Origin of the sequence: Dolichospermum planctonicum (assembly GCF_005402965.1) — a bacterium.
Lineage (GTDB): Bacteria > Cyanobacteriota > Cyanobacteriia > Cyanobacteriales > Nostocaceae > Dolichospermum > Dolichospermum planctonicum.
Genome location: NZ_BJCF01000033.1, coordinates 26,498 through 51,953, shown reverse-complemented (window position 1 = coordinate 51,953; position 25,456 = coordinate 26,498). Strand labels below are relative to the sequence as shown.

Below are 25,456 nucleotides of genomic sequence, written 5' to 3'. Positions count from 1 at the left end.
CTGTTCCTGTTAAAGTCAGGTTTTCCACGTTAGCAGGCAAAACAGTGTAAGTAACACTAGATTGAACGGTATCTATACCTGCGTTGGTAAGTTCAGTAATGGTGTCAGTGGTGCTATCTACAATGTAGATATCGTTGCCTAAACCACCAATTAAGGTATCTGTACCTGCACCACCGTCAAGGGTGTTATTAGCACCGTTACCAGTGATGGTGTTATTAGCAGTGTTACCAGTACCGTTAATGGCTGCTGTTCCTGTTAAAGTCAGGTTTTCCACGTTAGCAGGCAAAACAGTGTAAGTAACACTAGATTGAACGGTATCTATACCTGCGTTGGTAAGTTCAGTAATGGTGTCAGTGGTGCTATCTACAATGTAAATATCATCCCCTAAACCACCAATTAAGGTATCTGTACCTGCACCACCGTCAAGGGTATCATTACCTTCACCACCATCAAGAGTATCATTACCTGCCAAGCCGAAGATCTGATCATTTCCAGCATATCCATACAGAAGATCATTCCCAGCAGCACCGGATAAAGTGTCATTTCCGGCAGTACCCTCAAGAGATGGGTCAAAGAACAACGAATAACCAACTGCTGCTTGACCACTTGGTTGACTGATTTTTAACTGATAGTTTTGCCCATCTTCCGCAGAATACTGGATTTTTAGTTCACCCGTACCAGTTTGAGAAGCGATCGCTGTTGAATTTCCCACCCGGAAAAGTTCTGCACTCACAGTTGAACTACCAGCAATGCTAACAATAACTTGTCCAGGTTTTGCAGTGAGACTTCTGGCACTAGCAAAATTAAAGAAATCTGGGTTTGTGGCATCAATCCTCAGTCCAGGGACCCGTAAATCACTTAAAATCACCCCCAAATCTTCCGACTTACCAGAGCGATTATTAGCCCCCACCCAGTCATTGCCATTAGTAACTGTTCCCGGTGCGTCTATACTCAAAGAGTAATCAGGGACAACCGTTGTACCATTCCCCGTCACCTTAATTAAATATTCTCCCGCAGCCAACCCTGTTAAAGAGACAATTTCTTGTCCCGAACCAGTATTAGAGGTAAGTTGCTGTTGTTGACCATTAGCATTAGTGTAACGGAGTGACAGAGATAGACTTTGTCCATTGATTGGACTATAGTTGACCTTAACGCGATCGCCAGTTGCTCCAGTTTGGTTAATAGTAAAACGGAACCAGTCCTGATCACCAGCTTGATGAATATTCAAGCGATTAAAAGTATGACCATCACCAATCAAAGTCCGTAAATTATAAGCAGTAGCCGCTAAATCATTCGACTCCGACCAATCTAAAGACCAATCTGGAGTAGAACCACTCCGTCCAGCAGACCGAGTAGTAAAACTTTGGAGATAATCTTTCCAACCAGTAGCCGTAAAGAAAGACTGATAACCATTTAGATAACTACCGTCCAGACTTGAGCCTGGTGCAGGAAGATAAATTGACAGTCCTTGAGTATTGAACTCATCAGTTGTATCCGCAATCACTAAATTATTCAAAGCAGTAATTACCAATTGGGCATTAGTGCGAATAACTTGGGTAATACCACTATTATTAGCGATCGCTCCCATATACTGCCCCAAGTCCCGGAACTCTTGGTAACTAAACCCCGTAGCAGAATCACGGGCTGCTTGCAACTTAGTCCAATCACTAGCCGTGGCACTAGTGCTGACACTGGTTGTAAAACCCCTTAAAGCCGTTGTGAAAGCATTAAATTGAGTTGTATCAGTAGCCGAAAGCGTATCCCATCCATTTCCACTTCCCTGATATTGATTTTGAAAACTTGTAACCAAGCCCGAAGCCAGAGATTGAGCAGTGACTTGACCAGGATTAGTCAATAAAGTATTAAAGGCAGTAGTGTAATCATAGCCATCTCCACCCACAACTTCCTCAGAAGCAACAAACACCCTAGCGTAATCCTTCAAAGCGAAGCCAACTTCCGCCATCGCCATCAAACAAGCATCAAAAGCCAGCACACTAATATTAATACCCGCTGACTTGAGAGTATTCAAAGCTGTAGCTAACTCATTAGTAGTCAGGTTATCACTAGTCGTACCATCAGAGTCATCATAGTTAAAACCATAGAACCCACCACCATGGTCCCACATCACCAAAGCGTAATTATTAGCAGGAGCATTAGTTGTTGCCCATTGTACAAAATTGACTAAAGTGTTTGGATTACCCGTATTTTGTTCACCAATGCGCTCAAAAGGAGTAACAACCGTATTTGTGTTAGTATCCGGTCGAATAATCGCCCGACCCGTATCACCCCAGGCCGCACTTCCACCAGTGGCATAAATTGTCTCTTGAGAACTTTGATCCCAAAGAGCCGCAAAATTAACGGTACTAGGTAAACGAGAAGCAGCCACCTCCATTTCGTTAATATCTTTAAAGGCATAGGGGTCTAGATCACTTGCCGTTATATAGGCCATTACCGTCCAATCATTGCGGTTATTGGGTTGGCTGCCTTGAGTTGGGGCATCAATATTCAGTTGATAGGAATTAGTAGCAGTACCATTACCATAGACATGGGCATAGTAAGTACCCGCAGCTAATCCATTCAAAGAAAGGCTTTCATTATTAGTAGTCCCTACAGAACTGCTAACCAAGACTTGACTACCGCTTTGTTCTCGATACAGTTTTAGCTGTAAATCACCAAGACTATTCTCAAATTGCAGACTAATGGAATTAGAATTTGTGCCTGTTGCCGTTGTCGTAAACTTGAAATAATCCACATCACTGCTATGGATAGTAGCAGCAATATTAGTCACCCCATCTACCAAGTTTAAATTAGTTGCCGTAGCAAAACTATTATTGGGTTCAAAGTCATCAGCAGCAACAGAAGTGTCTGGGGCAATTACAGAAAGATTATATTGGGGGTTGAGCGCACCATCGTAACCATAAACCTTAACCGTGTAAGTTCCAGCAGCCAAACCATTGAGACTAATCTCTTCAAAGTCTTCCGTACTATCAGACTTACCAATTTCTTGACCGCTTTGATTATACAGAACCAGGTCTATATCACCCTGGTCGTGGCTAAAATCAATGCGAACCTTATTAGCTGCTTGTCCTGGCCGTAATGTTGTAAACTTAAACCAATCCTGATCTGTGTCCGTATGGATAGACAGGTTATTGAGAGTACGAGTACCATCCACAGTTCGTAAATCGTAAGCTGTGCTAATGGTGTTATTCGCTTCTGCAAAGTCCCCTTGATTAATTGTACCAGTATTCAGTGCGATCGCATAAAGGGGATTAGTCGCGCCATTAACTCCACTAACGCGAACATAATAACTACCCGCCGTTAAACCAGCTAAACTAACTTGCTCATTATCACCACTATTATTAGAACTATCCACCAAATAGCTTTGATATTGACTAGCAGGGGTATTAGTTGCAAAAGCCTCAAACAGTTCTAATTGTAAATCCCCCAAATTGTTATCAAAGCTAATAGCAACTTGACCCTCTTCTCCACTACCGCTAAGTTCAAACTTAAACCAGTCCGTATCAGTAGAAGTGTGAATAGACAGATTTTCCAGTGGGTTATCAATCCGGTTAGTTACAGTCCGAACAGGAGGACTACTTCCAGCAGCGGGATTATAACCATTGCTATAGGGATTGTCACGACCTGTGTAAACATTATTATTCGCCGCATTAGAACCAACAGCGCCGTCATTACCAGCATTTCTCCTTGCCCTATTCCGCAAATTGTATGCTACTGCTGGAGAATCATTAGGCTCTAAAGCATCTGGTCGTAAAGCAGCAGGACCATCAATCACTAAACTGTAATTAGGATTAGTTGCTCCACCAACTCCCGACACCCTAACGTAATAAGTTCCTATTCCCTTACCCGCTAAAGAAATTTCTTCAAAATTACTACTCGTGTTAGCATTATAAGTCTGACCATCAGCACCGATTAACTGTAAAGCCAGATTACCTACAGCATTTTCAAAATTAATCCGTACCGATTGACCCAGTACAGGAGCAGTTGTTAAATTGAACTTAAACCAATCTACATCTGTACTAGTATGAATGGATAGATCCTCTTGAGTAACTATACCATCAATAGTCCTTAAATTGTATGCAGTCACCTGGGTATTATTGGGTGTGCTGGCATCAATAACATCCGCAACAGCGGTTTCTGGAGCATCAATAACCAAGCGATAACTGGGATTAACAGTCGCGCTAGTTGCCCCAAATACCCTGACATAGTAAGTTCCCTGGGCCAGGTTTTCTAAAGAAACTTGCTCACGGTTGGCATTAGAGTTTGATGTATATTGTTGACCATTAGCACCAATAACCAACAAACTTAAATCACCCAAACTATTGTCAAATTCAACCGTAACTGCATCCCCAGCCTTACCTTGACCAACAGTAGTGAACTTAAACCAGTCCTGATCTCCGGCTACATGAATTGAGTAATTTTCAGCAATGAATTGTCCCTGTATTTCCCGTAAATCATAAGCGGTGGCTTGAGTATTATTAGCTTCTGCTGCATCACCCGCTGGTTCATTACTATCAGGTGCATTGATGATTAAATCGTATGCTGGGTTAGTCGCACCATTGTAGCCAAATACCTTGAGCAAATATGTCCCCACCGCTAAACCGTTGAGGTCAAACAACTCATAATCGTCAACTGAGTTAGAATTACGCAACCGGGTTGTTCCCGTTGCGTTATATAACTCCAAGTCAAGATCCCCCAAGTCATGACTAAAAATAATTCCCACATTATTTTCTGCCGTACCAGCACGGGTAATCGTAAACTTGAACCAATCCTGATCACCTGTGGTAATTGATAGGGGTTGGGAATTAACAGTAGCAGAATCCCACCAACCGTTAATAGTTCGCAAATCTTTGGCGGTTGCAGCGGTATTATTCGTTTCTGCCCAATCTCCCGTTACCCCTTGAGGTGGGTTAATAAATAGACTATAATCAGGATTAACAGCACCGTTATAACCATAGACTTGCAGATAATAACTGCCAGCAGTTAGTCCCTCTAGGGAAATCGTTTCTTGATTATCTACCCCCGTAGAATTATTGAGGAAATTACCATTACTATCATACAGTCCAATATCCAAATCCCCTTGAATATGGGTGAAGTCAATGCCCACAGAATTGGTTTCATTACCTGCGGTTGCTAAAGTAAATTTAAACCAGTCAACATCACTACTAGTATGAATTGAGAGATTACCACGATTAAAGGCGCTCGTTAGAGTTCCTAAATCCGTTGCTTCTGCTTGGGTATTATTAGATTCTGCACTGTCTCCAGAGGGGTTTAACGCAGTCCAAGGTGCGTTAACAAAAAGAGAGTATTCCGGGTTTGTAGCATTATTATAGCCAAAAACTCGCAGATAATAGTCCCCAGCCACCAAACCATCAAGACTAATTTCCTCGCTGTTGGTGACACAATTAGAGTAGTCTAGTTGAGTTCCCGTAGCGTCATATAGTTCAAAATCTATATCACCCTGATCATGCTCAAACTCAATTTTGGCATAGTGAGTATAATCTCCTGCACCAGCAATGGTGAACTTATACCAGTCCTCATCTCCAGTTGTATAAATAGATAAAGGACGAGCGGGATTATCTAATGCTAATATCTGTTCTCCAGCCTGTAATAATGCATTCAAGTTCGTGGCGGTTGCACGGGTATTATTTGGCTCAAAAGTATCAACAATTGTGGCAGGAGGAGCATTGATAGTTAAGGTATAATCTGGATTAACGGCACCATTGTAACCATAGATTTTAACCCTGTAAGTACCAGCAGCCAAACCATCGAGACTGATTTCTTCAGCATCATCAATGCCTGTGGAACTACCGACTTCAATGCCATTGAGGTCATAAAGTTTGAAGTCTACATCCCCTAGAGAATGAGTAAACTCAATCCGCACATAATCACTTTCCGTTCCCGCATTAGCTATAGTGAATTGAAACCAATCTTGATCACTAGAAGTATGAAGAGAAAGATTGTCAATTACCCTTAACCCGGTGATTTGTCCTAAATTAGTCGCCGTAGTATTGGTATTATTTACTTCGTAAGCATCCCCACCAGGAGCATTGATAGTTAAGGAATAGTTGGGATTAGTTGCACTATTGTAACCATAGACCTGAACAAAGTAGTCACCAGCAGCAAGTCCCTGTAAACTAATTTCTTCCTCATCTCCAACCCCGGTTGAACTAGCTACCTCAACGTTGCTGGCATTATAGAGTTTGACATCTACATCACCAAGGCTATGAGTAAAAGCTATCTTGAGGAAATTTCCCTCACTACCTGTAGTCCCTAGCCGGAATTTAAACCAATCTTGATCACCAGAAGTTATTGAGAGGTTTTCCCACTCACGAATACCGCTAATTAAACCAAAGTCTTTAGCGGTTAGTTGAGTGTTATTTGGCTCAAATTCATCCCCTGTAATTGTTGTTGTTGGTAGACTGGTTTGTAAACTATAGGTATTGGTCGCGCCATAAAAACCATAAACCTGAACGAAGTAGTCACCCGCAGCCAGTTCTTCTAAGGAAATTAACTCTTCATCACCTGTACCTGTTGAGCCGGTAATGTAAGTTCCATCTGCTTGATAGAGTTTTAGGTCTATGTCTCCTGAACTGCCAGGAAAGTTAATTTTGACGTAGTTGCTGCTTGTTCCGGTGTCTAGCAAGGTAATCTTAAACCAATCTTCATCGCTACTACTGTCAATGGTGAGATTACTCCAAGATTGACTTACAGACCCTAGTGAAGCAGCGGCGCTTTGAGTGTTATTTGGCTCAAATTCATCGCCTGTAATTGTTGTTGTTGGTAGACTCGTTTGTAAACTATAGGTATTGGTCGCGCCATAAAAACCATAAACCTGAACGAAGTAGTCACCCGCAGCCAGTTCTTCTAAGGAAATTAACTCTTCATCACCTGTACCTGCTGAGCTGGTAATGTAAGTTCCATCTGCTTGATAGAGTACTAGGTCTATGTCTCCTGAACTGCTAAGAAAGTTAATTTTGACGTAGTTGCTGCTTGTTCCGGTGTCTAGCAAGGTAATCTTGAACCAATCTTCATCGCTGTACAGGTTGTCAATGGTGAGATTACTCCAAGATTGACTTACAGACCCTAGTGAAGCAGCGGCGCTTTGAGTATTATTTGGCTCAAATTGATCGCCTAACAGTCTGAAGTTATACAAAGTATTGCTCATAAATTAAATCAGTTCTGAGTAAGTAACTGTATGTACGTTTCTAGTTTAGATAATAACTGCTGATTTAATTTTCGTAAATATACAGAAGTGTTAATTTTTGTATCATAATTTTATTGCCAATTTATTGCCAAAGTTCTGAACTATTCTATTTTACCTTGGGGCTTGAGTAGCTAACGGGAGATATTAGGCACAATCGTATAGAGTGTAAAGACGGATAAAAAACAACCTATTGACAGGAAAACCAGCAGATATTACTCATCTTTGCTGTTCTCTGAAAATGGCAAATGGCACATTAGATCACACTCTATTACCCATTGAGCAGTACAACGAGGGTAACTATTTGGATCACAAGTCCACACTAGTTTTTGGTGACAGTTTTCACTCTCCTGATTAACTGAGTTTTCACTCTCCTGGTTATTGATATTAGTCGAGGACATAATTTAAACTCCTCTTATCTTTTTTTTAATTAAACCTTAACTATTTTATATACCAAGTTACGGGGAAATTAGTAAATAACTAAAGTAGATATTGTAATATTTATTTACATTGTGTCCCATTTTGTAGGTGTCATGATGTCCGATATTAAGGAGAAAACCAAAAGATGATTTTAGCCAACATTCCGCAATTCAATAAGTAGGATGAATAAACTACCAGGGATTCAAAATATAGGTTTTAAAAATCAATTAGGCATGATAAAATAAATTATGACTGCTGAAATTCCAGGTTTCTTATACAATAAAAAAGCTAGTTAAATAAGTGAACGGAAAAAAACCGACATAAGCAACGAAAAGTAAAGTTGCCCAAAACCTCTTCCCCGTCCCCTGTTCCCAGTTAAGAGTTCCCAGTTAACAGTTCCCTTGTCATAACGACAATTTTTAACGCCAACCTACTAAATAGGATTTTACTAAACTTTAAAACTTAACTTTAAAACTTATTTAGGACTTATTTAGGGAAAATAAAAGTAAGATAAAAAAAAGATAAAAAAAAGAGATATTTCTCAATAACTAATTACCAATGATCAATGACTAATAACTAATGATAAGATTACACTAGTAAAATATCAGGAAATTATTCACAAATGGTTTTTTTTAATCAAGACAAACAACTAGAAAATCTCGGTAATCAAATATTAGAAGCAACTTGGGCAAAATTTTCGACTTTAGCACCTAACCAAATTGCGCTGACTTGGGTTGTATATGATCCTCCTGCACCAGTTAATACAGGTGGTGCGCTGACTCCCAATGCTTTCTGGGAACACCCAGTCCGGGGATTTAGCTATCGTGGAGGAGAACGTATTTATCCTGCTAGTGTGGTAAAATTATTCTACCTGGTAGCGGTGCAAGAATGGCTAGAAAAAGGCATGAGTCAAACAACGGACGAACTAAACCGGGCTTTGACGGATATGATAGTAGATTCTAGTAATGATGCTACTAGCTTAATTGTTGATATTCTCAGTGGTACTACTTCCGGTCCTGTGTTAACCCCTGGTCCTTTTGAAACCTGGAAATATCAGCGTCAGATTGTTAACCGCTATTATCAGTCCTTGGGGTGGGAGGAAATAAACGCAATTAATGTCTGTCAAAAAACCTGGGGTGATGGTCCCTATGGACGGGAAAGGGCGTTTTATGGGGAAATGTTTGAAAACCGCAATATGCTAACAACAGATGCCACTGCGAGATTATTACATAGTATCGTGGGTGGGGTGGCAGTGTCTAGTGGGCGATCGCAAGGGATGATGAAGTTACTTAAACGCGGTCTTAATGCTGATGAATTACCCCAAAATGTGGAAGAAGACCAAGTTACAGGCTTTTTAGGCGGTGGATTACCGGAAAATAGTCAAATCTGGTCAAAACCAGGTTGGACAAGCACGGTGCGTCATGATGCGGCTTATATTGAATTACCAAATCAACGTCCTTATCTGTTAGTGGTATTTACGGAAGGGAAGGAACAAGGAAAAAGTCGGGAAATCTTGCCTTTTGTTTCTGGGAAAATTGCGGAAGCAGTTAGCAAACTATAACCAGGAATTAACCGCAGATAAACACAGATAAACACAGATAAATTTTTCCATTGGTGGATTAGGAAATGCTATAATGATTCCTGAATGATTTTTAGTTGCTTCTAATTCCCAATACTTAAAGCTGCTACAGCTACAATTAGCTAAAGTGTCAAATTCTCTACCATTACGTGATCAATATCTGACTTTAATTGATGACATTATCCAAACCACTCTCAAGGGTAAGATTAGCTCTGTAGAGCAGGTTTATCAAATGTTACTCAAGGGTATTACTTCTGGAACTGGGGAAGTATTTGAGTTAGTTTTGAGCGATCGCCTCAATATTATACAATCTCAAGTAGACTCGGAAACGGATGAACTGAAAAAAGCCAAGGCTACCCGGAGTTTACGCGCCGCTAAAACGATTCAAACTCAATGGCAACGGTGGCAAGAACAAAATAAAGCCACTGAAGCGATATCCTTATCTATGCGGGAAATTACCACAGCCACCGCAGATGAGAGATTAACAGCTTTATTACGAGCCATTGATCCTAATCAAAAGTATCCATTAAATTTATCCCAACTGCAACAGTTAGCCAAGTCTTTACAACAGTTTGCAACTGCTAATGAAGATTTTGGGCAAATTGCTGAAGGTATTACCCATGGTATAGCCTCTTGGCAGAGAATACAAGCAAATTTACTGAATTGGATGTATGAACAACAGAATACTTTAGGATTTGGGGGTTTACCCGGAGAAAATAGTCCTTGGGCAAGTTGGGCTAAAGTAGTCAATAGCGAAATTCCCCAAGTATTTTTTCAGACTTTAGCAGTAGAACAATCAGCGCTAGAATTTGCCCAAAAACAGCAGGGAATTAGTTTAAGTAATTGGGTAGAATTAACAATAGTTTTACAGTTTTTACAAAGGGGTTTAATTACTTGGTTTGATTCCTACGGAGCGCTTCGCTATCAACAAGCCTATGATATTAAAGCCGGACCAAAATTATCTATTTCCACATTTTTAACCTTTGCAGTAATTTGGAGTCAATTAGCAAATGGTTTTGAAAATCAAGCAGTAAAATATAGTAATGCTGCTTCTCAAATCATGCTACAAATTTTGCGAAATTTCGCCCAATGCCCTTATTTTCCTTTATATGGAGGGATTTTTGCCTCATTTTCTGGTAGTTATTTACGTGATGCTTTAGATTATTTAGATGCCCCCTTGCGTTCAACAGCAGGTACTCAAGAAAAAGCCCGGATTTTGACCTTATTGGGTTATTCCCAGCGCGGTTTAGGCAGATATGATCGTTCTCTCAATTTTCATCAACAAGCTTTAGAAATAGCTAGAAATGCGGGTGATAAAACCTGCGAAATTGCTAATCTTAATCACCTCAGTCGCACTTATGTGCAACAACAAAATTATAGCGCAGCCATTAATTATAGTCAACGGGCATTAATTTATAGCAGACAAACAGGAGACAAAACCGGGGAAGCTAACGCTTTAGTCAACTTAGGTTATAGCGAAGTTATGCAAGCCAAAGAAACAGAAATTAGTGAGCCAGAAGTTTATGAAACTGCAATTAACTATTTAGAACAGGGGTTAAAATTAGCAGAAAAATTAGGTGATTTACAAAGTCAAGCTTTATGTTTTAGTAGTTTAGGTATTGCTTATTTAATTACCGCACAATACCCAACAGCAATTAAATATTTAGAAAATGCCTTCAAAACTGCTCAAATTGCTGGTGATTTGTATTTACAAGGCAGAAATTTAGCATATTTAGCCGAAGCTAATTATCATCTTGCTAATTATGAAAAAGCAGTTTACAATGGTAGTTTAGGAATGTATCTTTTAGAGCAAATTGCATCTCAAGAATGGCAAAAACCAGCTAGTTTACTAAATATTATTAAAGGACAAATTGGGGTAGACAAATTCCAATTACTACTACAACAAAATCGCCAAAAAATGATCGCCATTATTGGTATTGACGGCTATGATTATATTCCCCCATTGCTGGTAAAATATCAAGAAGAGATGTAATTGAAACTTGTATCTAAATGATACAGGACTTACGCAAAATATCTCTCAAATCCTCATTTCTCCGTGACCTCTGTGCCTGGAGTGGTTCGTTATTCCATGAATCTTGCGTAAGTCCTATGATAAAAAATCAAAGAGTCACCCTGTATACCTAGAAAAGTGGAAATAATTTACTCATAAACAATTCCTTACTCCAGTTATGCCTGATTAAAAGCTACTTATTTCTATGTCCCTACTTCAAAAAGGAATACCACTCACTGCTCTTGCGCCAATGCAAGACGTGACAAATCTCTGGTTTATGAAAGTTATCGCCCATTATGGTAGTCCTGATTACTTTTTTACTGAGTATTTTCGCGTAAATGAAACCTCACGGCTCAACCCTAAAATTTTGGCAGCAATCACGGAAAATGATACAGGTCGCCCAGTTTTTGCACAAATGATAGGGGAAAGTGTTCCCGATTTAGCAAGAACAGCAAAGGAACTCTGTAAATATAATACTGCGGGAATAGACTTGAATATGGGCTGTCCAGCACCGAGGATCTATCGTAAAAATGTAGGAGGTGGATTACTACGAGAACCAGAAAAAATAGAGCGGATTTTAGCAGAACTGCGGTGTGTTGTGAATGACCGCCCCTTAACCGTTAAAATGCGCCTAGGCTTTGAAAATACGGATAACTTTTATAAAATACTCGATATAATTGCCCGTCAAAACATTGATTTATTAAGTTTACATGGTCGCACAGTCAAAGATATGTACCACGGGGTAGTAAAATATGATTTAATTGCTGAAGCCGTCAAACGGGTTGATTGTCCAGTGCTGGCTAATGGTAACATTAACTCAGCCACAACTGCTATGGAGGTGCTTTCTCAAACTGGTGCAGCGGGTGTCATGGTGGGACGTTGGGCTATCGGGAATCCTTGGCTGTTTGATCAAATTCGTCAGGCTTTAGCAGGATACCCTATTATACCTGTATCTTTAGTAAAAGTACGTAATTATATTGACCGCTTGTGGCAAACCCCCACAGCGTCAACTATGCCAGAACGAGCGCGGGTTGGCTACCTGAAAATGTTTCTTAACTACATTGCTTTAAGTGTTGATACTGATGGTTATTTCCTCCGCATGATGCGACAAGCACAAACGGAGGTAGAATTATTTACTATCTGCGATCGCTTTCTCCTGGCTGAAACGAAAACTTTGGCTTTAGTACCATCATTAAGCGGGTAATTTTAATCACTATTTAGATGAGGAGGGATTTTCTAATTGTGGTATAAATTATGTTTCGCGCCAAGCCGCAAAGTCGCAAAGTCGCAAAGTCGCAAAGTCGCAAAGTTGGAGATCTTGAATTTTCTTGATTAAAGGCAACTATTTAGAGATTATGCTTATTTAATTAAGATTAAATCTACTCTTACTCTATATTCTGTATTCTTGAACAGCCCGGACAGGCAAGATGCCTGTCCCACAATGGTTTAATTATGGTTTAATTTAAGTATGGTCTGATTTACTCCATTGCTTCATTCACAGGGAATCTATCAATTAACTGCATAGCTCTTTGAGCATTACGCCGCAATACATCTGGTAAATTAGGCACATGAGGAATCTGGGATAATAAATCCAGGGTTCGGCGCAAAATTCGCACTACGTCCCCTTCGTCTAAAGTGGTTTTCTCACATAATACCTTCCACTCTACCCCTAGCGCCCACTGTTCCACTAGAGAAATCAAGCTAATAAAGCGAGTTTCCAAGCCTACTGGTAAAGCCACACCATGACGATACTGTACTTTTAACACAGAACGGCGAATAGGTTGTAATGCTAACCAGGCTGTATCCGCTTCCGTGGATAAACTAAAGTCAACTTTAGTATCTGGACGGGGGCTTTCAGTCACTAAAGCCGCTACTACTGCTGCTAGGTTATGGGGACCAATATTGTCTAATTCCCCACTGGCCAAGACTAAACCTAACCATAACTCATTTTCGCCACGAATGGCTGCCGCAATCTCTCCTAATTTTGTCGGTATTAAATTATCTAAACATTCAAATGACTGCAAAATTTCAATTAAACAAAGAAATTCCTCCCAGTATCTTTGGGATTGTAATGATACTTGTTCTTCTAAATGTTCGATTTCTGCTTCTAATTCGACACAACGCGCTCTATTTTTAAATATTTTGGCAATATTTCCTGATTTATAGATGGGGTGATTTTCTAACTGTTCTTGAATAGCGGTTAAGCGTATAAGTTGTTCTCTTACTTCTGTTGGTAGATGATTAAATTCTTCAGGGTTAGGGATGCTTTGAGCAAGAGCAATTGTGCTTTCATCACCACGTATAGAGTGTCCTCTTTTTAAGCTCAATTCTGAGGGTGGGATAATATCATCTGGTACTTCTACTCGTGGCATTTCTGCATACATATCTAATATATCTGCCGAAGTTGCTACATACCAACGATTATTTTGTCCCAAGCACACAAAGTAAGAGATTTCACCAGCACTCACAGCTTTATCAATTAACACTACTGTTATCGGTAAAGGTGACATGGAACTTCTGTCTTGAAGACTCAACATAGTCCCAGATATGGCAAAATCTAGCATCATTGCCAATTGGGCTTTTCTGTCCTCCTGTGCTTGTTCTTGCAAGGTTTTGAAAATTTGCCGTTCTACTTTCAATCTTTGACGCAATTTTTCATACACCATTAATTCATTTTCATCAATAGCTGCCAGTTGTCGTTGAATTTGCCCTAATTCGGCTTTAAATTGCGCTAATTCTTCAAAATCTGGTTGTAGATGCAAATTAGACATATATTGTCCAAAACTGCGTTCTATCAGTTCTCTGGCTTTTTCTATGGTATGAGTTTGCAAGAGATTCAATACCATGCCGTAGCTGGGTGTAAACTGACTTACAAGGGGATCAGCTTTAGCTGTGGCTAAATAAGATGCTTCCTTAGCTCCTTCAAAGGGCGTTTGCAATGTCACTACATAACCTTGTAGATCCATGCCTCGACGACCAGCGCGGCCTGCCATTTGCAAAAATTCTGAAGCATTGAGTAAGCGATGTCCGTTATCAGTGCGTTTAGATAGGGTAGAAATTACTGTAGTTCGTGCAGGCATATTAATTCCCGCTGCCAAGGTTTCCGTAGCGAACACTACTTTAATTAATCCCTGTTGAAAGAGTTCTTCAACTAATCCCTTCCAAGCTGGTAAAATACCCGCATGATGAGCGGCAATTCCTCGGTATAATGGGGCAACTTGTCCAGTCCTGGCTGCGTCAGGGTTTTTACGTAAAAATTCATCAATTTGTTTACGTAGAATTTGAGACTCATCATTATTCACTAACCATAAATCACCGACTTCCTCCACCGCTTTATCACAGCCTCGACGACTGAAAATAAAGTAAATTGCCGGTAGCATATCCCGTTCTTGTAGTTGGCTGAGGGTATAAATAATACTCGGTGGCTCTGGTCTTCCAGCTTTGCCTTTTTCCCAATATCCCTTTTTAGCCCGTTTTACCAAGCGGGGGTTAATTTTGCTATTAGTTTCATTTAATAACGGAAATAAGCCCTTGGGATTACAAAAGTTAAATTCTAGGGGAACAGGGCGAAAATCGGAGTAAATTAGGTCTGTCGGACCATGAACGTGATTTAACCAACTGGTGAGTTGATCACTGTTGGCAACGGTAGCAGAAAGCGCTACAAGTTGGATAGAGCGGGGACAGTAAATAATGGATTCTTCCCATACTGTACCCCGTTGGCGATCGTTCATGTAGTGGCACTCATCTAGGACTACAGCCTCAACATCTGTCAAGGAGATGCCAATTTGACCTATGGGCGTGCCATAGAGCATATTACGGAAAATCTCCGTAGTCATAACCAAAATTGGCGCATCTCGATGAATGGAAGCGTCTCCCGTCAGGAGTCCAACTTGATCAAAGCCAAACTTTTCGCGGAAGTCCCGCAGTTTTTGATTAGATAACGCCTTGAGGGGAGTGGTGTAAAATACCCGTTTCCCGCGAGATAAGGCACGATAGATAGCATATTCCCCAATTAAGGTCTTTCCTGAGCCTGTGGGCGCACAGACCACTACTGAACGGTCAGCATTTAGGGAAGAAATCGCTTCCTTCTGGAATTGATCTAATTCAAAGGGGAAAATTGACCCAAGGTCAATGTCATTAACAGGGGGAGAATAATTCACTCAATCATAATTTACAAGCAGACTATCTACTATCATAACGTGATTAGTGGTTGGCTACGTTGGTAAGAAAAGCTGAGTTGTGGAAGCATTGCTTAAAGGTTGTTTTAAAAGTATATGGCCATGTCACGCTACTAGCGATTATACGGTAATTTTCTCGTAAATAAACCACATTTTTTATCTCACACAAAAGCACACCGGGCGCGGATTTGTAGTTAGCTCAGTCAGGTGTAAGCGCCTGTGCTTTGCTAGAAATGTTTGATTATACAGCAAGTAGCTTTGAGTGAGGTACACTTTGTGCGGGCAAGATGCCCGCACCACAAGAGTTTTATTATTAATATCTGTACTTCATAAGATCGGGAACTGCTGTTTTTTAGTAACTATCATCACATCAGTATTCATCAATTTATCCCAAAAGCGAAAGTAAAGACCATAATTACAATTAAACTTATGATGATGGAGTGTATGGTGGGTTGGTGTAATCCAATTTTTACCCCAAAAACCACTCATCCAAGAACGGGGATAAACTTCATAACCAGTATGATTGACAACAGCAAATATGGTCATTAAGGTTAATAATAAAAGTACCATACTAATGTGAATGGGAATGATAAAAACCAGAATAGGAATAATAATTGCTTGAATAACACTCTCAAAGGGATCAAAAGAAAAAGATGTCCAGGGTGTAGGATTAATAGATTCGTGATGTATTTGATGATAACGACGATATATACGGGGAATGTGTAACCAGCGGTGGGTCCAGTAAAAATAAGTATCGTGAAGAAATAAATAAATAAACAAACTCAAAGGTAAATATAATAAACTATATTCCAGCGGATTAAAATAAACTTTCGTATATCCTGAGACAATCAGAGTCATCATTAAAGCACCAGGTACAGCAAAAATCAGACAAGATAAAAGTGACCATTTGATTTCGCTGTTGATTTTACTTTTACGTCCGTCCAAGTCATGAAGACGACGACCCTCCCAAGACTTTGGACGACGCACCCAAAGTAACCAATAGAGAAATGAGGACACAACTAGGTATCGTGTGGAAAGTACAAAAAACATGAACAAAATTGAGATGGCAAATTGTGTCAAGTTAGGGAGCATAGGGGTAGGATATAAAATGATGGCTAAGAGATAATATAATATACATCCCCCTCAACCCAAGAGTTAAGGGGGTTATGGGGTAAGATGATTACAAAAACCAACCGTAGGAGTGTAAACCTTTACCCAAAAGATTTACACCCAGGTAACAAATCCAAACCACGACAAAACCAGCAGCGGCTAAAATTGCGGGTTTTTTACCTTGCCAACCGCGAGTGATTCTAGAATGCAGATAGGCCGCGAAAACTAACCAGGTAATTAGCGCCCAAGTTTCTTTGGGGTCCCAACTCCAGTAAGAACCCCAGGCTTCGTTAGCCCAAACTCCACCAGCGATAATACCGATAGTTAAGAGGGGAAATCCTAAGCCAATAATGCGGTAACTAATATTATCCAGGGTTTCGGCTAAATTCAGGCGTTGAGGTGAAAGAGTTTCGGTAGTTTTAGTAGAAGTAGTTGTCACTAAATTTAAAACTGCTGTGCCATTTCCGTTGTTATTACTTTCCATGGGTGAAAAGCCATTAGTTTCCGCAGTGTTTGTAGATGTAATTAACTCTAACTCATCTGCTTTGATTAATTTATAACCATTACTGCGATAACCGCCATTACCAACAGAACTACCTTGTAATTGGATATTTTTGCCGCCAGTGACAATTAAAAAAGCGATCGCTAACAATGCCCCTACCATTAAAGCAGAGTAGCTTAACATCATAACACTAACGTGCATCATCAGCCAATTAGATTTCAAAGCTGGGACTAAAGGCTCTGAAACCTGCATATTTGCTGGTAGAGTCAGAGTAGCAAAAGCTGTAATTCCCATGGCTACTGGTGCAGTGACAACACCAACCAAGCGACTACGACTACTATTTTCAGCAATGAGATGTACAGCGGTAATTCCCCAAGTCAGGAAAAATAGAGACTCATAGAGATTACTGAGGGGAAAATAGCCAGCTTCTATCCATCTAGCTCCCAACAAAGTAGCCATACACAAATTAGCAATGGCCATTCCGGCTGTCCCCAAAGCCGCTGTCAGCGATAAACTCGGAAAAGCCGCTCCCACCCAGTACACTAACATAGTACAGAATAAGACAGCAAAAGAGGCGTTATCTAGCCAGTTCTGGAGTACAACCAGATTCATAAACAATTCTCTCCAGTGGATACTTGAAAAATTAATTGCGCTTACCTTGATCCTATCTGGTTTTGGGGATTAGTTATTGGCAAGATTAACCGTTGATTAACCTTGATAATTCATCTGACCGCTCCCAACCCAAATATTTAGATAAAAACCCAGGTGTGTAGGGGTTTAGCAGTGCTAAACCCTGACTAAAGAATCACACGATTAAGCAATTTTAAATACAACTTGGTTCATAACCTGACTAAACTTGTTTACATTTAGATATAATTTAGGAGAGCAAAAGTATTGAGTTTTATTAAATTAATATTGCACAAATTACCTAAAGTTATGAAATAAAGGTTATTTAGTCAATGGTGGATAGGGTTAGCGCAAACCGTCACCCTTGCCTCCCTGACAGCATTCACAACCATTGCGACTACCAACCAACCCACCCACGCTAAAGGTCAGACCTTTTACTGTGGTAAGAGTAAAGGTATACCTGTTACCTTTGTCGGTACTCAAGATGGTAGAATTGATTTTGATCAGATCAATAGCTCTAATGTGACTGTAAAGGGAATAAATTCCGGTGGTATTCTATCTCAAGGTTTCTCTGAACCACCAAAGACGACAAAACAAAAAGCTGATGATCTCTTAGTTCAGGCTGCGGATAAGTATGAAATAGGAGATTTGCGAAATTATATCAACAACAAGGTGAAAATGAAGATTACCAAAATGCTTTGAATAGAATTAGGGAATTACAACAATAGTATTTTTGTCAGAATCAGGATATATGGTTACTGAGCGAAGTCGAAGTACAGGATTTAAGGATTAACAGGATGTTTAATTGTAATTGAATGATGAGATTTTGATAATTTTCTATTATTCTCACAGTTACTTTCTTCTTTGCGTCTTTGCTCTTTTGCCACTTTGCGCGAAACATAAAACACAGGAACACACGAAGAAGATGTTAATTTCATCCTGAAAATCCTCAAATCCTGGACATCCTGATTCAGACAATTAACACACAGGAATACACGAAAAGAATATTATTTTCATCCTGAAAATCCTGATTCTGACCAAAAATATCATGTATAATTAAACAAATCCTAATTCTGAAAAAAGATAAAAATATGCAAATTACTATCGAAATTCCCGAAGATATTGGCAACCAACTACAACAAAACTGGCAAGATTTACCACAAAAACTTTTAGAAGCTTTAGCAGTAGAAGCTTATAGAAATAAAATTATGACTGCTGTCCAAATTCAAGAATTACTAAAATTTCCTTCACTGCAAGAAACTGAACATTTTTTAGAACAATCTCAAATTTCTCTAGATTATCGTCAAGAAAATTTGGTACAAGATCAACAAACAAAAACTTTAGCTGATGCTTTTAACGAACTTCAGCAAATCTGTATTGAAGAAGATTATTCTTTAGAAATTCCTTCTCGTCAAGACCGTCCTAATTTCTTTTTTTAATATCCGCAATGACTTTTTTATGTGATAGGAACATTATTAGCGAATTAGTGCGACCCCAGCCTAATCCTGGTGTTTTAATATGGGTGAAAAATTTATCTTCCCTAAAGATTAGTGTAATTACTCTGGAAGAAATACATTATTAACTTTCAAAATTCATCGGACCTAAGTATTTGGTTAAAAAAGGCGAAAAAACCTCATAAATCAAAGTTAGCGGTTGTCCATGATGCCAAAATAAATAATGACGACCCCAAAAAGGTCCTTTTTCCTGAAAACCTGTCTCTAATGCTTCTGAGTTACCAAAATAAATACCTTGTACATCTCTATATAATTCAGTCCGTAACCGCGCTAAACTTGCCCAAATTGGTAGAGACTTGTTTTGTAAATATTCATCTACATGACTAGCTTCCCACCAAGAAGCAGCATAGTATAAACGTTGACCGGAAGCAGTTCGCACCCATACCTGTCTTCTAATTCTTGGACCTGGTAGCATTTGCATCATAGCTGGTGCCTGGTCTGTACTCATACCAATGGGTGACATATCAATCACATCTACCTCCGTTGGCTCACCGGTCAGCAGTTGTACGTGTCGAGTCGGAGAACCATCGCCTAAAAGCAGTAATTGCCACGCTGGAGCTAACTGGGTGTGAGGTAAACCTCGTTTAACAACCTCCTCCCCACCGGTCCAAATGGGAGTTAGAGAATACCAAGGGTTAGGGAGGATTAAGTTATGTATGGGATTACAAGTAGTAGTCAATTTTCTTTACAAAAGTTCATTTATCTACATAATATAGCAATTTTCATTTTTCTGTGCGCCGCTGCGCGAGATAAAAAATGTGGTTTAAGCTGTTATGCAGCTAAATTGTAGAATCCTAATATGGCCATAATATGGATAAATATTGTGGTGCGGGCATCCTGCTTGCTATAATTATACAAATAAAGTAAATTGAATTCAGTACAGCCTAGCTAGGGAAAAATCGCTGTAATAGTTGAAAAACCGCCCCTAGGATTATGTTTACAACATTAGGAGCGGGTAACTTATATGTAAAAAATGTATGTAAGAATGCGGATGGCGAGACTCGAACTCGCAAGGGCTATGCCCACACGCACCTCAAGCGTGCGCGTATACCAATTCCGCCACATCCGCAGGATTTCAACACAGATTAGACTATAACATAAAAAATGCTCAAATACAATATTTTCCCAAAATTTGGCAAATATTTTTTGAATGGGTGTAAGACTGACAGAAATATGGTGACAGCAAAGGTGATATTAAAAGGTTTAGTCAGGAGGCCACATCATCCAATAGTCTGCTAAGAATTATGTTTGGGGATCTCTCGTCACGATTTATAGTAATGCAATAGCCTTATGTTAACAGGATGGGAGAAAATGTGAATCTACTCGTACTGATATCCTAACTAGAAAATGAAATTTGACAAAATATTAATTGCCAATCGAGGAGAAATCGCCCTTCGCATTCTCCGGGCTTGTGAAGAAATGGGAATTGCTACAGTTGCGGTTCATTCCACTGTTGACACAAACGCTCTCCACGTCCAACTTGCAGACGAAGCGGTTTGTATTGGTGAACCGGCCAGCAGTAAAAGTTATTTGAATATTCCCAATATTATTGCGGCTGCATTAACGCGTAACACCAGTGCTATTCATCCCGGATATGGTTTTTTATCGGAAAATGCCAAATTTGCAGAAATTTGTGCGGATCATCATATTGCTTTTATTGGTCCTAGTCCCGAAGCGATTCGACTAATGGGGGATAAGTCTACCGCTAAAGAAACTATGCAAAAAGCTGGTGTACCTACAGTTCCCGGTAGTGAAGGGTTAGTGGAGTCAGAAGCGGAAGGACTAGCGATCGCCAAAAAAATTGGTTATCCTGTAATGATTAAAGCCACTGCTGGTGGTGGTGGTAGAGGAATGCGGCTTGTCCGCTCTGAGGATGAATTTGTTAGACTATTCTTAGCTGCTCAAGGAGAAGCAGGAGCAGCCTTTGGTAATTCAGGCGTTTATATAGAAAAATTTATTGAACGTCCTCGTCACATTGAATTTCAGATATTAGCGGATAACTATGGTAACGTGATCCATTTAGGTGAAAGGGATTGTTCAATTCAGCGTCGCAACCAAAAACTCCTAGAAGAAGCCCCCAGTCCGGCTCTTGACCCCGACTTACGGCAAAAAATGGGAAAGGCCGCCGTCAAAGCCGCCCAATTTATCCATTACACTGGTGCTGGAACTATCGAGTTTCTCCTTGATAAATTCGGTAAATTCTATTTCATGGAAATGAACACCCGGATACAAGTTGAGCATCCAGTCACTGAGATGATTACTGGTATAGACTTAGTAGTAGAACAAATTCGCATTGCTCAGGGGGAAAGACTCAAACTGACACAAAAAGACGTAGTTTTAAGGGGACATTCTATAGAATGTCGTATTAACGCTGAAGATCCAGATCGTGATTTTCGCCCAGCCCCTGGTAAAATTAGTGGTTATCTTCCCCCCGGAGGACCTGGTGTACGTATAGATTCTCATGTATACACAGATTATCAAATTCCGCCTTATTATGACTCTTTAATTGGTAAATTAATTGTCTGGGGACCAGATAGAGCCACCGCTATTACCCGCATGAGACGAGCATTGCGAGAATGTGCCATTACTGGAGTTCCTACAACTATTCCCTTTCACCAAAAAATCATGGAAAACTCCCAATTTTTACAAGGTAATATTTACACCAGCTTTGTTCAGGACATGAAAATGCAGTAATTAACTCAAGTTGCTAGTTATCTAGTTGAGACTGGTAATAGGTAATGGGTAATTGGTAATTGGTAATTGGTGATAAAATCCCTGTTTTCATCCTGTTTATCCTTTAACCTTGGACATTCTGATTCTGACACTGTGTCTAACTAGCAACTTACGTTAATTATTGACATACCCGTCCTAGAAAGACGGGGCTTGTATCCGATTTTTTTCAGTCAGTGGTCAGTGGTCAGTTGCAAAAGAATATTTCTCTCCCCTGTCACCTATTACCTGTCACATATCACATATCACCTATCACCTATCACCTATCACCTGTCCCCTATCACCTATCACCTATCACCTGTCCCCTGTCCCCTGTCCCCGTGGCGTAGCACCTGTCCCCTGTCACCTGTCCCCTATCACCTGTCACCTATCACCTATCACCTGTCACCTGTCCCCGTGGCGTAGCACCTATCACCTGTCACCTGTCCCCTGTCACCTGTCCCCTATTACTTATATAACATGATCAGTAACCCTTGCTGACCTAGTAGAATTTCCCTGATAAAACTAAAAATACCCACCCAAATAATCGGGGTAATATCTACACCACCAATAGGTTGGATCAACTTCCGCAACGGGATTAAAAATGGTTCAGTAGGCCAAGCGATTAGACTAAAAGGCAGACGATTGAGATGGACTTGGGGATACCATGTGAGAATAATGCGGAAAATAAACAAAAACGTCATTACTCCCAAAAATGGACTGAGAACCCAAGCAGTCAAGTTAACACCGGTCATGTTGTTTAGCTACTATCTGTGATAAAATCCAAAACTTGGGCGCAAGCTGAAAAACTTTAAGCTTTGTAACGGATTCTTGCTTTAATTTTAACCATAAGGTGACATTTTCTTGTCAGAATCCAAAAACAAAGTTATTGACTTGAGTTTGAAACTGATCATCAATCAAGTAAATACTAAGTTAGATAAATAATCTTGATCTGCTTTTCAAGAAAGTGATCCAAGATTAAAATAAGAATAAACTGTGTAAAAAAGGTCGAAAACTATGACACCCTCTTTAGCAAATTTTCTTTGGAGTCTGGTTTGGGGTACTGCAATTGTCGTTATCCCTGCTACTGTTGGTTTAATTTTCATTAGCCAAAAAGATAAAATCCAACGTTTTTAATCCCTGGGGACTGGAGACTGGAGAAAAATTATCTCCTTTCTCCTCCTGATTCTCCCCATTTCCCCCAGACTCCTGAATTATTCTATAGTATTGTGACTAGTTAAAGTAGTGATGGGCTATTGAGCATTTAACTTAGGATAACAGTAGAAAGTCTAACTCTTGTGAAGTGATTATGCTTGTGTACTCATCCACACAAGTATCTAAAATTAACTAGATTTTAGCTGACTAACTGTAACTCGTTAACATAGATTTAATATTAGGAAAATAGTCATGATTAATTTTGGGCTAAACTCAGCCAGTGTTTTGGCTCAGGTAAATTTTGGAGCGAACTCAGCCAGTATTCTAGGAATTTTCTTGGCTGTAGCTGGAGCAGCACTATACTTCCTGCGTTCTGTTCGTCCTGAACTGTCAAGAGATCAAGATATCTTTTTTGCGGCAGTTGGTTTATTATGTGGTTTTATTCTCGTCTTCCAAGGATGGCGACTTGACCCGATTTTACAATTCGGTCAACTGCTTTTGGTCGGTTCTACGGTATTTTTTGCGGTCGAAAGTATTCGTCTACGTAGTATAGCTACACAACAAGCAAAACGTAATACTCCCATTGTAGATGATGAGCGAGAAGTCAGTAGAAAATACTCTTACTCAGAGCGACGAAATTATCAAGCGGAAATGGATGCTGATTTAGAACCCCTACCTTATGAAGAAGAAGAGGCTCCTCCACGTCCGAGAATTCGCGGTAGTCGAGATGAACGTTCTAGCCGTGATGACTATTATGATGAAGCACCATCACGCAGTTCACAAAGCCCACGGAATAGGGAAAAACCAGATTCAGGCGAAAGAAAGCGTCGTCCTAATTCCGGGCGTTCTGTTAGCCCTTCCAGCCCAGGCTATGAAGATGAAAATTGGGGTTCTGCTCCCAAAACAGTTGATGATTGGGGAAGTTCCAACTCTCAAGATGAGTTAAGAAAACCACCACGTCGCAATAATAGCAGTAATAATCGTCCCCAAAGTCCAGACAGCCGTGAAGATGATGTTACCCCCACTCCTAGACCAAGAAAACGTCGTCCACCTAGAGATTCCGTTCCCCCAAGAAGACAGGATGATGATGAGGCTATCCCAACTGAATATGTACCATACAATCCCATTAAGAAGCCAAATAATGAGCCGGATAATTCCGATTTCAATGACGATATTTAAAATTAAAATTAAAATCTTGGTATTGGCCATATTTGGGGTGGACAACGGAAAAACAGGAATGTGAAAACATTTACACCTAGTTTCTGGCTCCAAAAATCAATTTATTGGAGCCTAATTTTGGGAACTACAAATTTACTAGTATCTTGTAATGCTGCTGATATCCCTATGGGAGTTACCTCCCTCAATAGCCGCTATACTGAGGAACAACCTGCTATCAGTGGAAATGGACGTTTTTTGGCTTTGATCTCCAATCGTTCTCGTTATCAGCAGTTGTTGGTATATGATTTGGAAAATCAAACTTTTATTCCCACACCAGGGTTAAATCGAGGATCAGTAATTGCAGAAAGTCCTAGTCTCAGTTATACGGGTCGCTATATTTGTTATCTGACCAGTGACCAGGGTAGACCTGTAGTTGCACTTTATGATCGTGCTTCCCAACAGTCACAAATTCTCACTCCTACTTTTCGTGGTTGGGTGAGAAATCCTAGTATTAGTCCTGACGGCCGTTATGTTGTCTTTGAATCTTCTACTCGTGGACAATGGGATATTGAGGTTCTTGATAGGGGTCCGACTATTGAGTTAGATATTCCTAATGGTACAACTGTTTCAATTAAAAATTAAAACTAAAACTAAAATTAAAACTAAAATTAAAACTAAAATTAAAATTAAAATTAAAATTAAAACTAAAATTTTTTAAAATTTTTTCTGTTGCTTTATGCTTCAATGAATTACAAAATATCAATTATTTTATTTTTCTGCTCAAGTCTATTAACTGGGTGTTTTGGCTATCCACGGTTACTCAGTTACCCCTTTGATTCTGGGGGAAGAAGTCTTAATAGTTTTGCATCGGAATTAAACCCGCAGATATCTGTCCGATATATTATATTTACCAGCGATCGCAGAGGAAGTCAAGATGTGTATATGTTTGATACGTTAACTCGTAATTTAGTAGACTTACCTGGATTAAATTCCTTTGATACAATTGCTTCCCATCCTGCGGCTTCTGAAAATGGTAAATTTATTGTCTTTGCTGCGAGTCGTCAAGGAAGAACACAAATTGTATTTTATGATCAAGATGTGCGTCAATTACGGAATTTAGCAGGTGATCTACAAGGAGAAGTCCGCAATCCCACAATTAGCGCTGATGGTAGTAGAATTGCCTTTGAGTATAGTAATAATGGACAGTGGGATATTTTAGTTTATGACCGATTTGGGCGAAAATTGAATATTCGTCAAGATCCAAGTTAGGG

General features: G+C 39.8%; 16 protein-coding genes and 1 tRNA gene. 10 read left to right on the top strand and 7 right to left on the bottom strand.

The window, feature by feature from the left end; genetic code table 11:
* Positions 1-7,186, bottom strand: a 7,186-nt coding sequence (locus tag FFO06_RS14440) for a pre-peptidase C-terminal domain-containing protein (RefSeq protein ID WP_137908656.1), incomplete at its 3' end; no start/stop codon positions are given.
* Positions 7,187-8,264: 1,078 nt separating this feature from the next.
* Between FFO06_RS14440 and FFO06_RS14435 the strand changes: the two genes are divergently transcribed.
* From FFO06_RS14435 to FFO06_RS14425, 3 genes are all read left to right on the top strand, one after another.
* On the top strand, positions 8,265-9,203 hold the full coding sequence (locus tag FFO06_RS14435; RefSeq protein ID WP_137908655.1) for a serine hydrolase: 939 nt from the start codon (positions 8,265-8,267) through the stop codon (positions 9,201-9,203).
* Positions 9,204-9,348: 145 nt separating this feature from the next.
* Entirely contained in the window at positions 9,349-11,214 is a 1,866-nt protein-coding gene (locus tag FFO06_RS14430) for a tetratricopeptide repeat protein (protein ID WP_137908654.1), read from the top strand.
* 223 nt (positions 11,215-11,437) lie between these two features.
* A complete protein-coding gene (locus FFO06_RS14425; RefSeq protein WP_137908653.1) occupies positions 11,438-12,436 on the top strand; it encodes a tRNA-dihydrouridine synthase family protein in 999 nt (332 codons plus the stop codon).
* A gap of 274 nt (positions 12,437-12,710) precedes the next feature.
* Here FFO06_RS14425 and FFO06_RS14420 read toward each other — a convergent pair whose 3' ends face one another.
* The 3 genes from FFO06_RS14420 to ccsB all read right to left on the bottom strand — a co-directional run bounded on the left by FFO06_RS14420 (position 12,711) and on the right by ccsB (position 17,634).
* Complete coding sequence (locus FFO06_RS14420) at positions 12,711-15,392, bottom strand: DEAD/DEAH box helicase (protein ID WP_137908652.1); 2,682 nt, start codon at positions 15,390-15,392, stop codon at positions 12,711-12,713.
* Positions 15,393-15,737: 345 nt separating this feature from the next.
* Positions 15,738-16,427 (bottom strand): sterol desaturase family protein, encoded by a 690-nt coding sequence (locus tag FFO06_RS14415; protein WP_236097151.1) that lies wholly within the window; start codon positions 16,425-16,427, stop codon positions 15,738-15,740.
* A gap of 163 nt (positions 16,428-16,590) precedes the next feature.
* A complete protein-coding gene (gene ccsB, locus FFO06_RS14410) occupies positions 16,591-17,634 on the bottom strand; it encodes a c-type cytochrome biogenesis protein CcsB (protein ID WP_137908650.1) in 1,044 nt (347 codons plus the stop codon).
* Positions 17,635-18,171: 537 nt separating this feature from the next.
* Here ccsB and FFO06_RS14405 point away from each other — a divergent pair.
* Positions 18,172-18,351 (top strand): hypothetical protein, encoded by a 180-nt coding sequence (locus FFO06_RS14405; RefSeq protein ID WP_137908649.1) that lies wholly within the window; start codon positions 18,172-18,174, stop codon positions 18,349-18,351.
* Between the two features lie 389 nt (positions 18,352-18,740).
* Positions 18,741-19,088 carry a UPF0175 family protein gene (locus FFO06_RS14400; protein WP_137908648.1) on the top strand — a complete coding sequence of 116 codons (348 nt, stop codon included), beginning with the start codon at positions 18,741-18,743 and terminating at the stop codon, positions 19,086-19,088.
* Positions 19,089-19,227: 139 nt separating this feature from the next.
* Here FFO06_RS14400 and FFO06_RS14390 read toward each other — a convergent pair whose 3' ends face one another.
* Both FFO06_RS14390 and FFO06_RS14385 read right to left on the bottom strand, forming a co-directional pair.
* Positions 19,228-19,842, bottom strand: a complete 615-nt coding sequence (locus FFO06_RS14390) for a chorismate lyase (RefSeq protein ID WP_137908647.1) — start codon at positions 19,840-19,842, stop codon at positions 19,228-19,230.
* A 307-nt stretch (positions 19,843-20,149) separates the two neighbouring features.
* A tRNA-Leu gene (locus FFO06_RS14385) sits at positions 20,150-20,232 on the bottom strand.
* Positions 20,233-20,510: 278 nt separating this feature from the next.
* Here FFO06_RS14385 and accC point away from each other — a divergent pair.
* A complete protein-coding gene (gene accC, locus FFO06_RS14380; RefSeq protein ID WP_137908646.1) occupies positions 20,511-21,857 on the top strand; it encodes an acetyl-CoA carboxylase biotin carboxylase subunit in 1,347 nt (448 codons plus the stop codon).
* A gap of 482 nt (positions 21,858-22,339) precedes the next feature.
* On the opposite strand, the gene FFO06_RS14375 is transcribed toward accC, so the two are convergent.
* Complete coding sequence (locus FFO06_RS14375; protein WP_137908645.1) at positions 22,340-22,627, bottom strand: YggT family protein; 288 nt, start codon at positions 22,625-22,627, stop codon at positions 22,340-22,342.
* Positions 22,628-22,889: 262 nt separating this feature from the next.
* Here FFO06_RS14375 and psbX point away from each other — a divergent pair, with 262 nt between their 5' ends.
* From psbX to FFO06_RS14355, 4 genes are all read left to right on the top strand, one after another.
* The gene (psbX, locus tag FFO06_RS14370; RefSeq protein WP_028083398.1) at positions 22,890-23,009 is read left to right on the top strand and encodes a photosystem II reaction center X protein; all 120 of its coding nucleotides are present in this window, start codon (positions 22,890-22,892) and stop codon (positions 23,007-23,009) included.
* A gap of 270 nt (positions 23,010-23,279) precedes the next feature.
* Positions 23,280-24,206, top strand: coding sequence for a Ycf66 family protein (locus tag FFO06_RS14365; protein ID WP_137908644.1), 927 nt, complete (start codon positions 23,280-23,282; stop codon positions 24,204-24,206).
* Positions 24,207-24,266: 60 nt separating this feature from the next.
* A complete protein-coding gene (locus FFO06_RS14360; protein ID WP_137908643.1) occupies positions 24,267-24,827 on the top strand; it encodes a TolB family protein in 561 nt (186 codons plus the stop codon).
* 102 nt (positions 24,828-24,929) lie between these two features.
* Positions 24,930-25,454: a TolB family protein gene (locus FFO06_RS14355; RefSeq protein WP_137908642.1), complete on the top strand. Its 525-nt coding sequence runs from the start codon at positions 24,930-24,932 to the stop codon at positions 25,452-25,454.
* Positions 25,455-25,456 lie beyond the last annotated feature (2 nt).

What these genes read in the sequence shown, in the direction of transcription:
- FFO06_RS14435 (WP_137908655.1), top strand. Translation starts at nt 8,265, where the DNA reads ATGGTTTTTTTTAATCAAGACAAACAACTAGAAAATCTCGGTAATCAA.
- FFO06_RS14425 (WP_137908653.1), top strand. Translation starts at nt 11,438, where the DNA reads ATGTCCCTACTTCAAAAAGGAATACCACTCACTGCTCTTGCGCCAATG.
- ccsB (WP_137908650.1), bottom strand. Translation starts at nt 17,634, where the DNA reads ATGAATCTGGTTGTACTCCAGAACTGGCTAGATAACGCCTCTTTTGCT.
- FFO06_RS14400 (WP_137908648.1), top strand. Translation starts at nt 18,741, where the DNA reads ATGCAAATTACTATCGAAATTCCCGAAGATATTGGCAACCAACTACAA.
- accC (WP_137908646.1), top strand. Translation starts at nt 20,511, where the DNA reads ATGAAATTTGACAAAATATTAATTGCCAATCGAGGAGAAATCGCCCTT.
- FFO06_RS14375 (WP_137908645.1), bottom strand. Translation starts at nt 22,627, where the DNA reads ATGACCGGTGTTAACTTGACTGCTTGGGTTCTCAGTCCATTTTTGGGA.
- psbX (WP_028083398.1), top strand. Translation starts at nt 22,890, where the DNA reads ATGACACCCTCTTTAGCAAATTTTCTTTGGAGTCTGGTTTGGGGTACT.
- FFO06_RS14365 (WP_137908644.1), top strand. Translation starts at nt 23,280, where the DNA reads ATGATTAATTTTGGGCTAAACTCAGCCAGTGTTTTGGCTCAGGTAAAT.
- FFO06_RS14355 (WP_137908642.1), top strand. Translation starts at nt 24,930, where the DNA reads ATGAATTACAAAATATCAATTATTTTATTTTTCTGCTCAAGTCTATTA.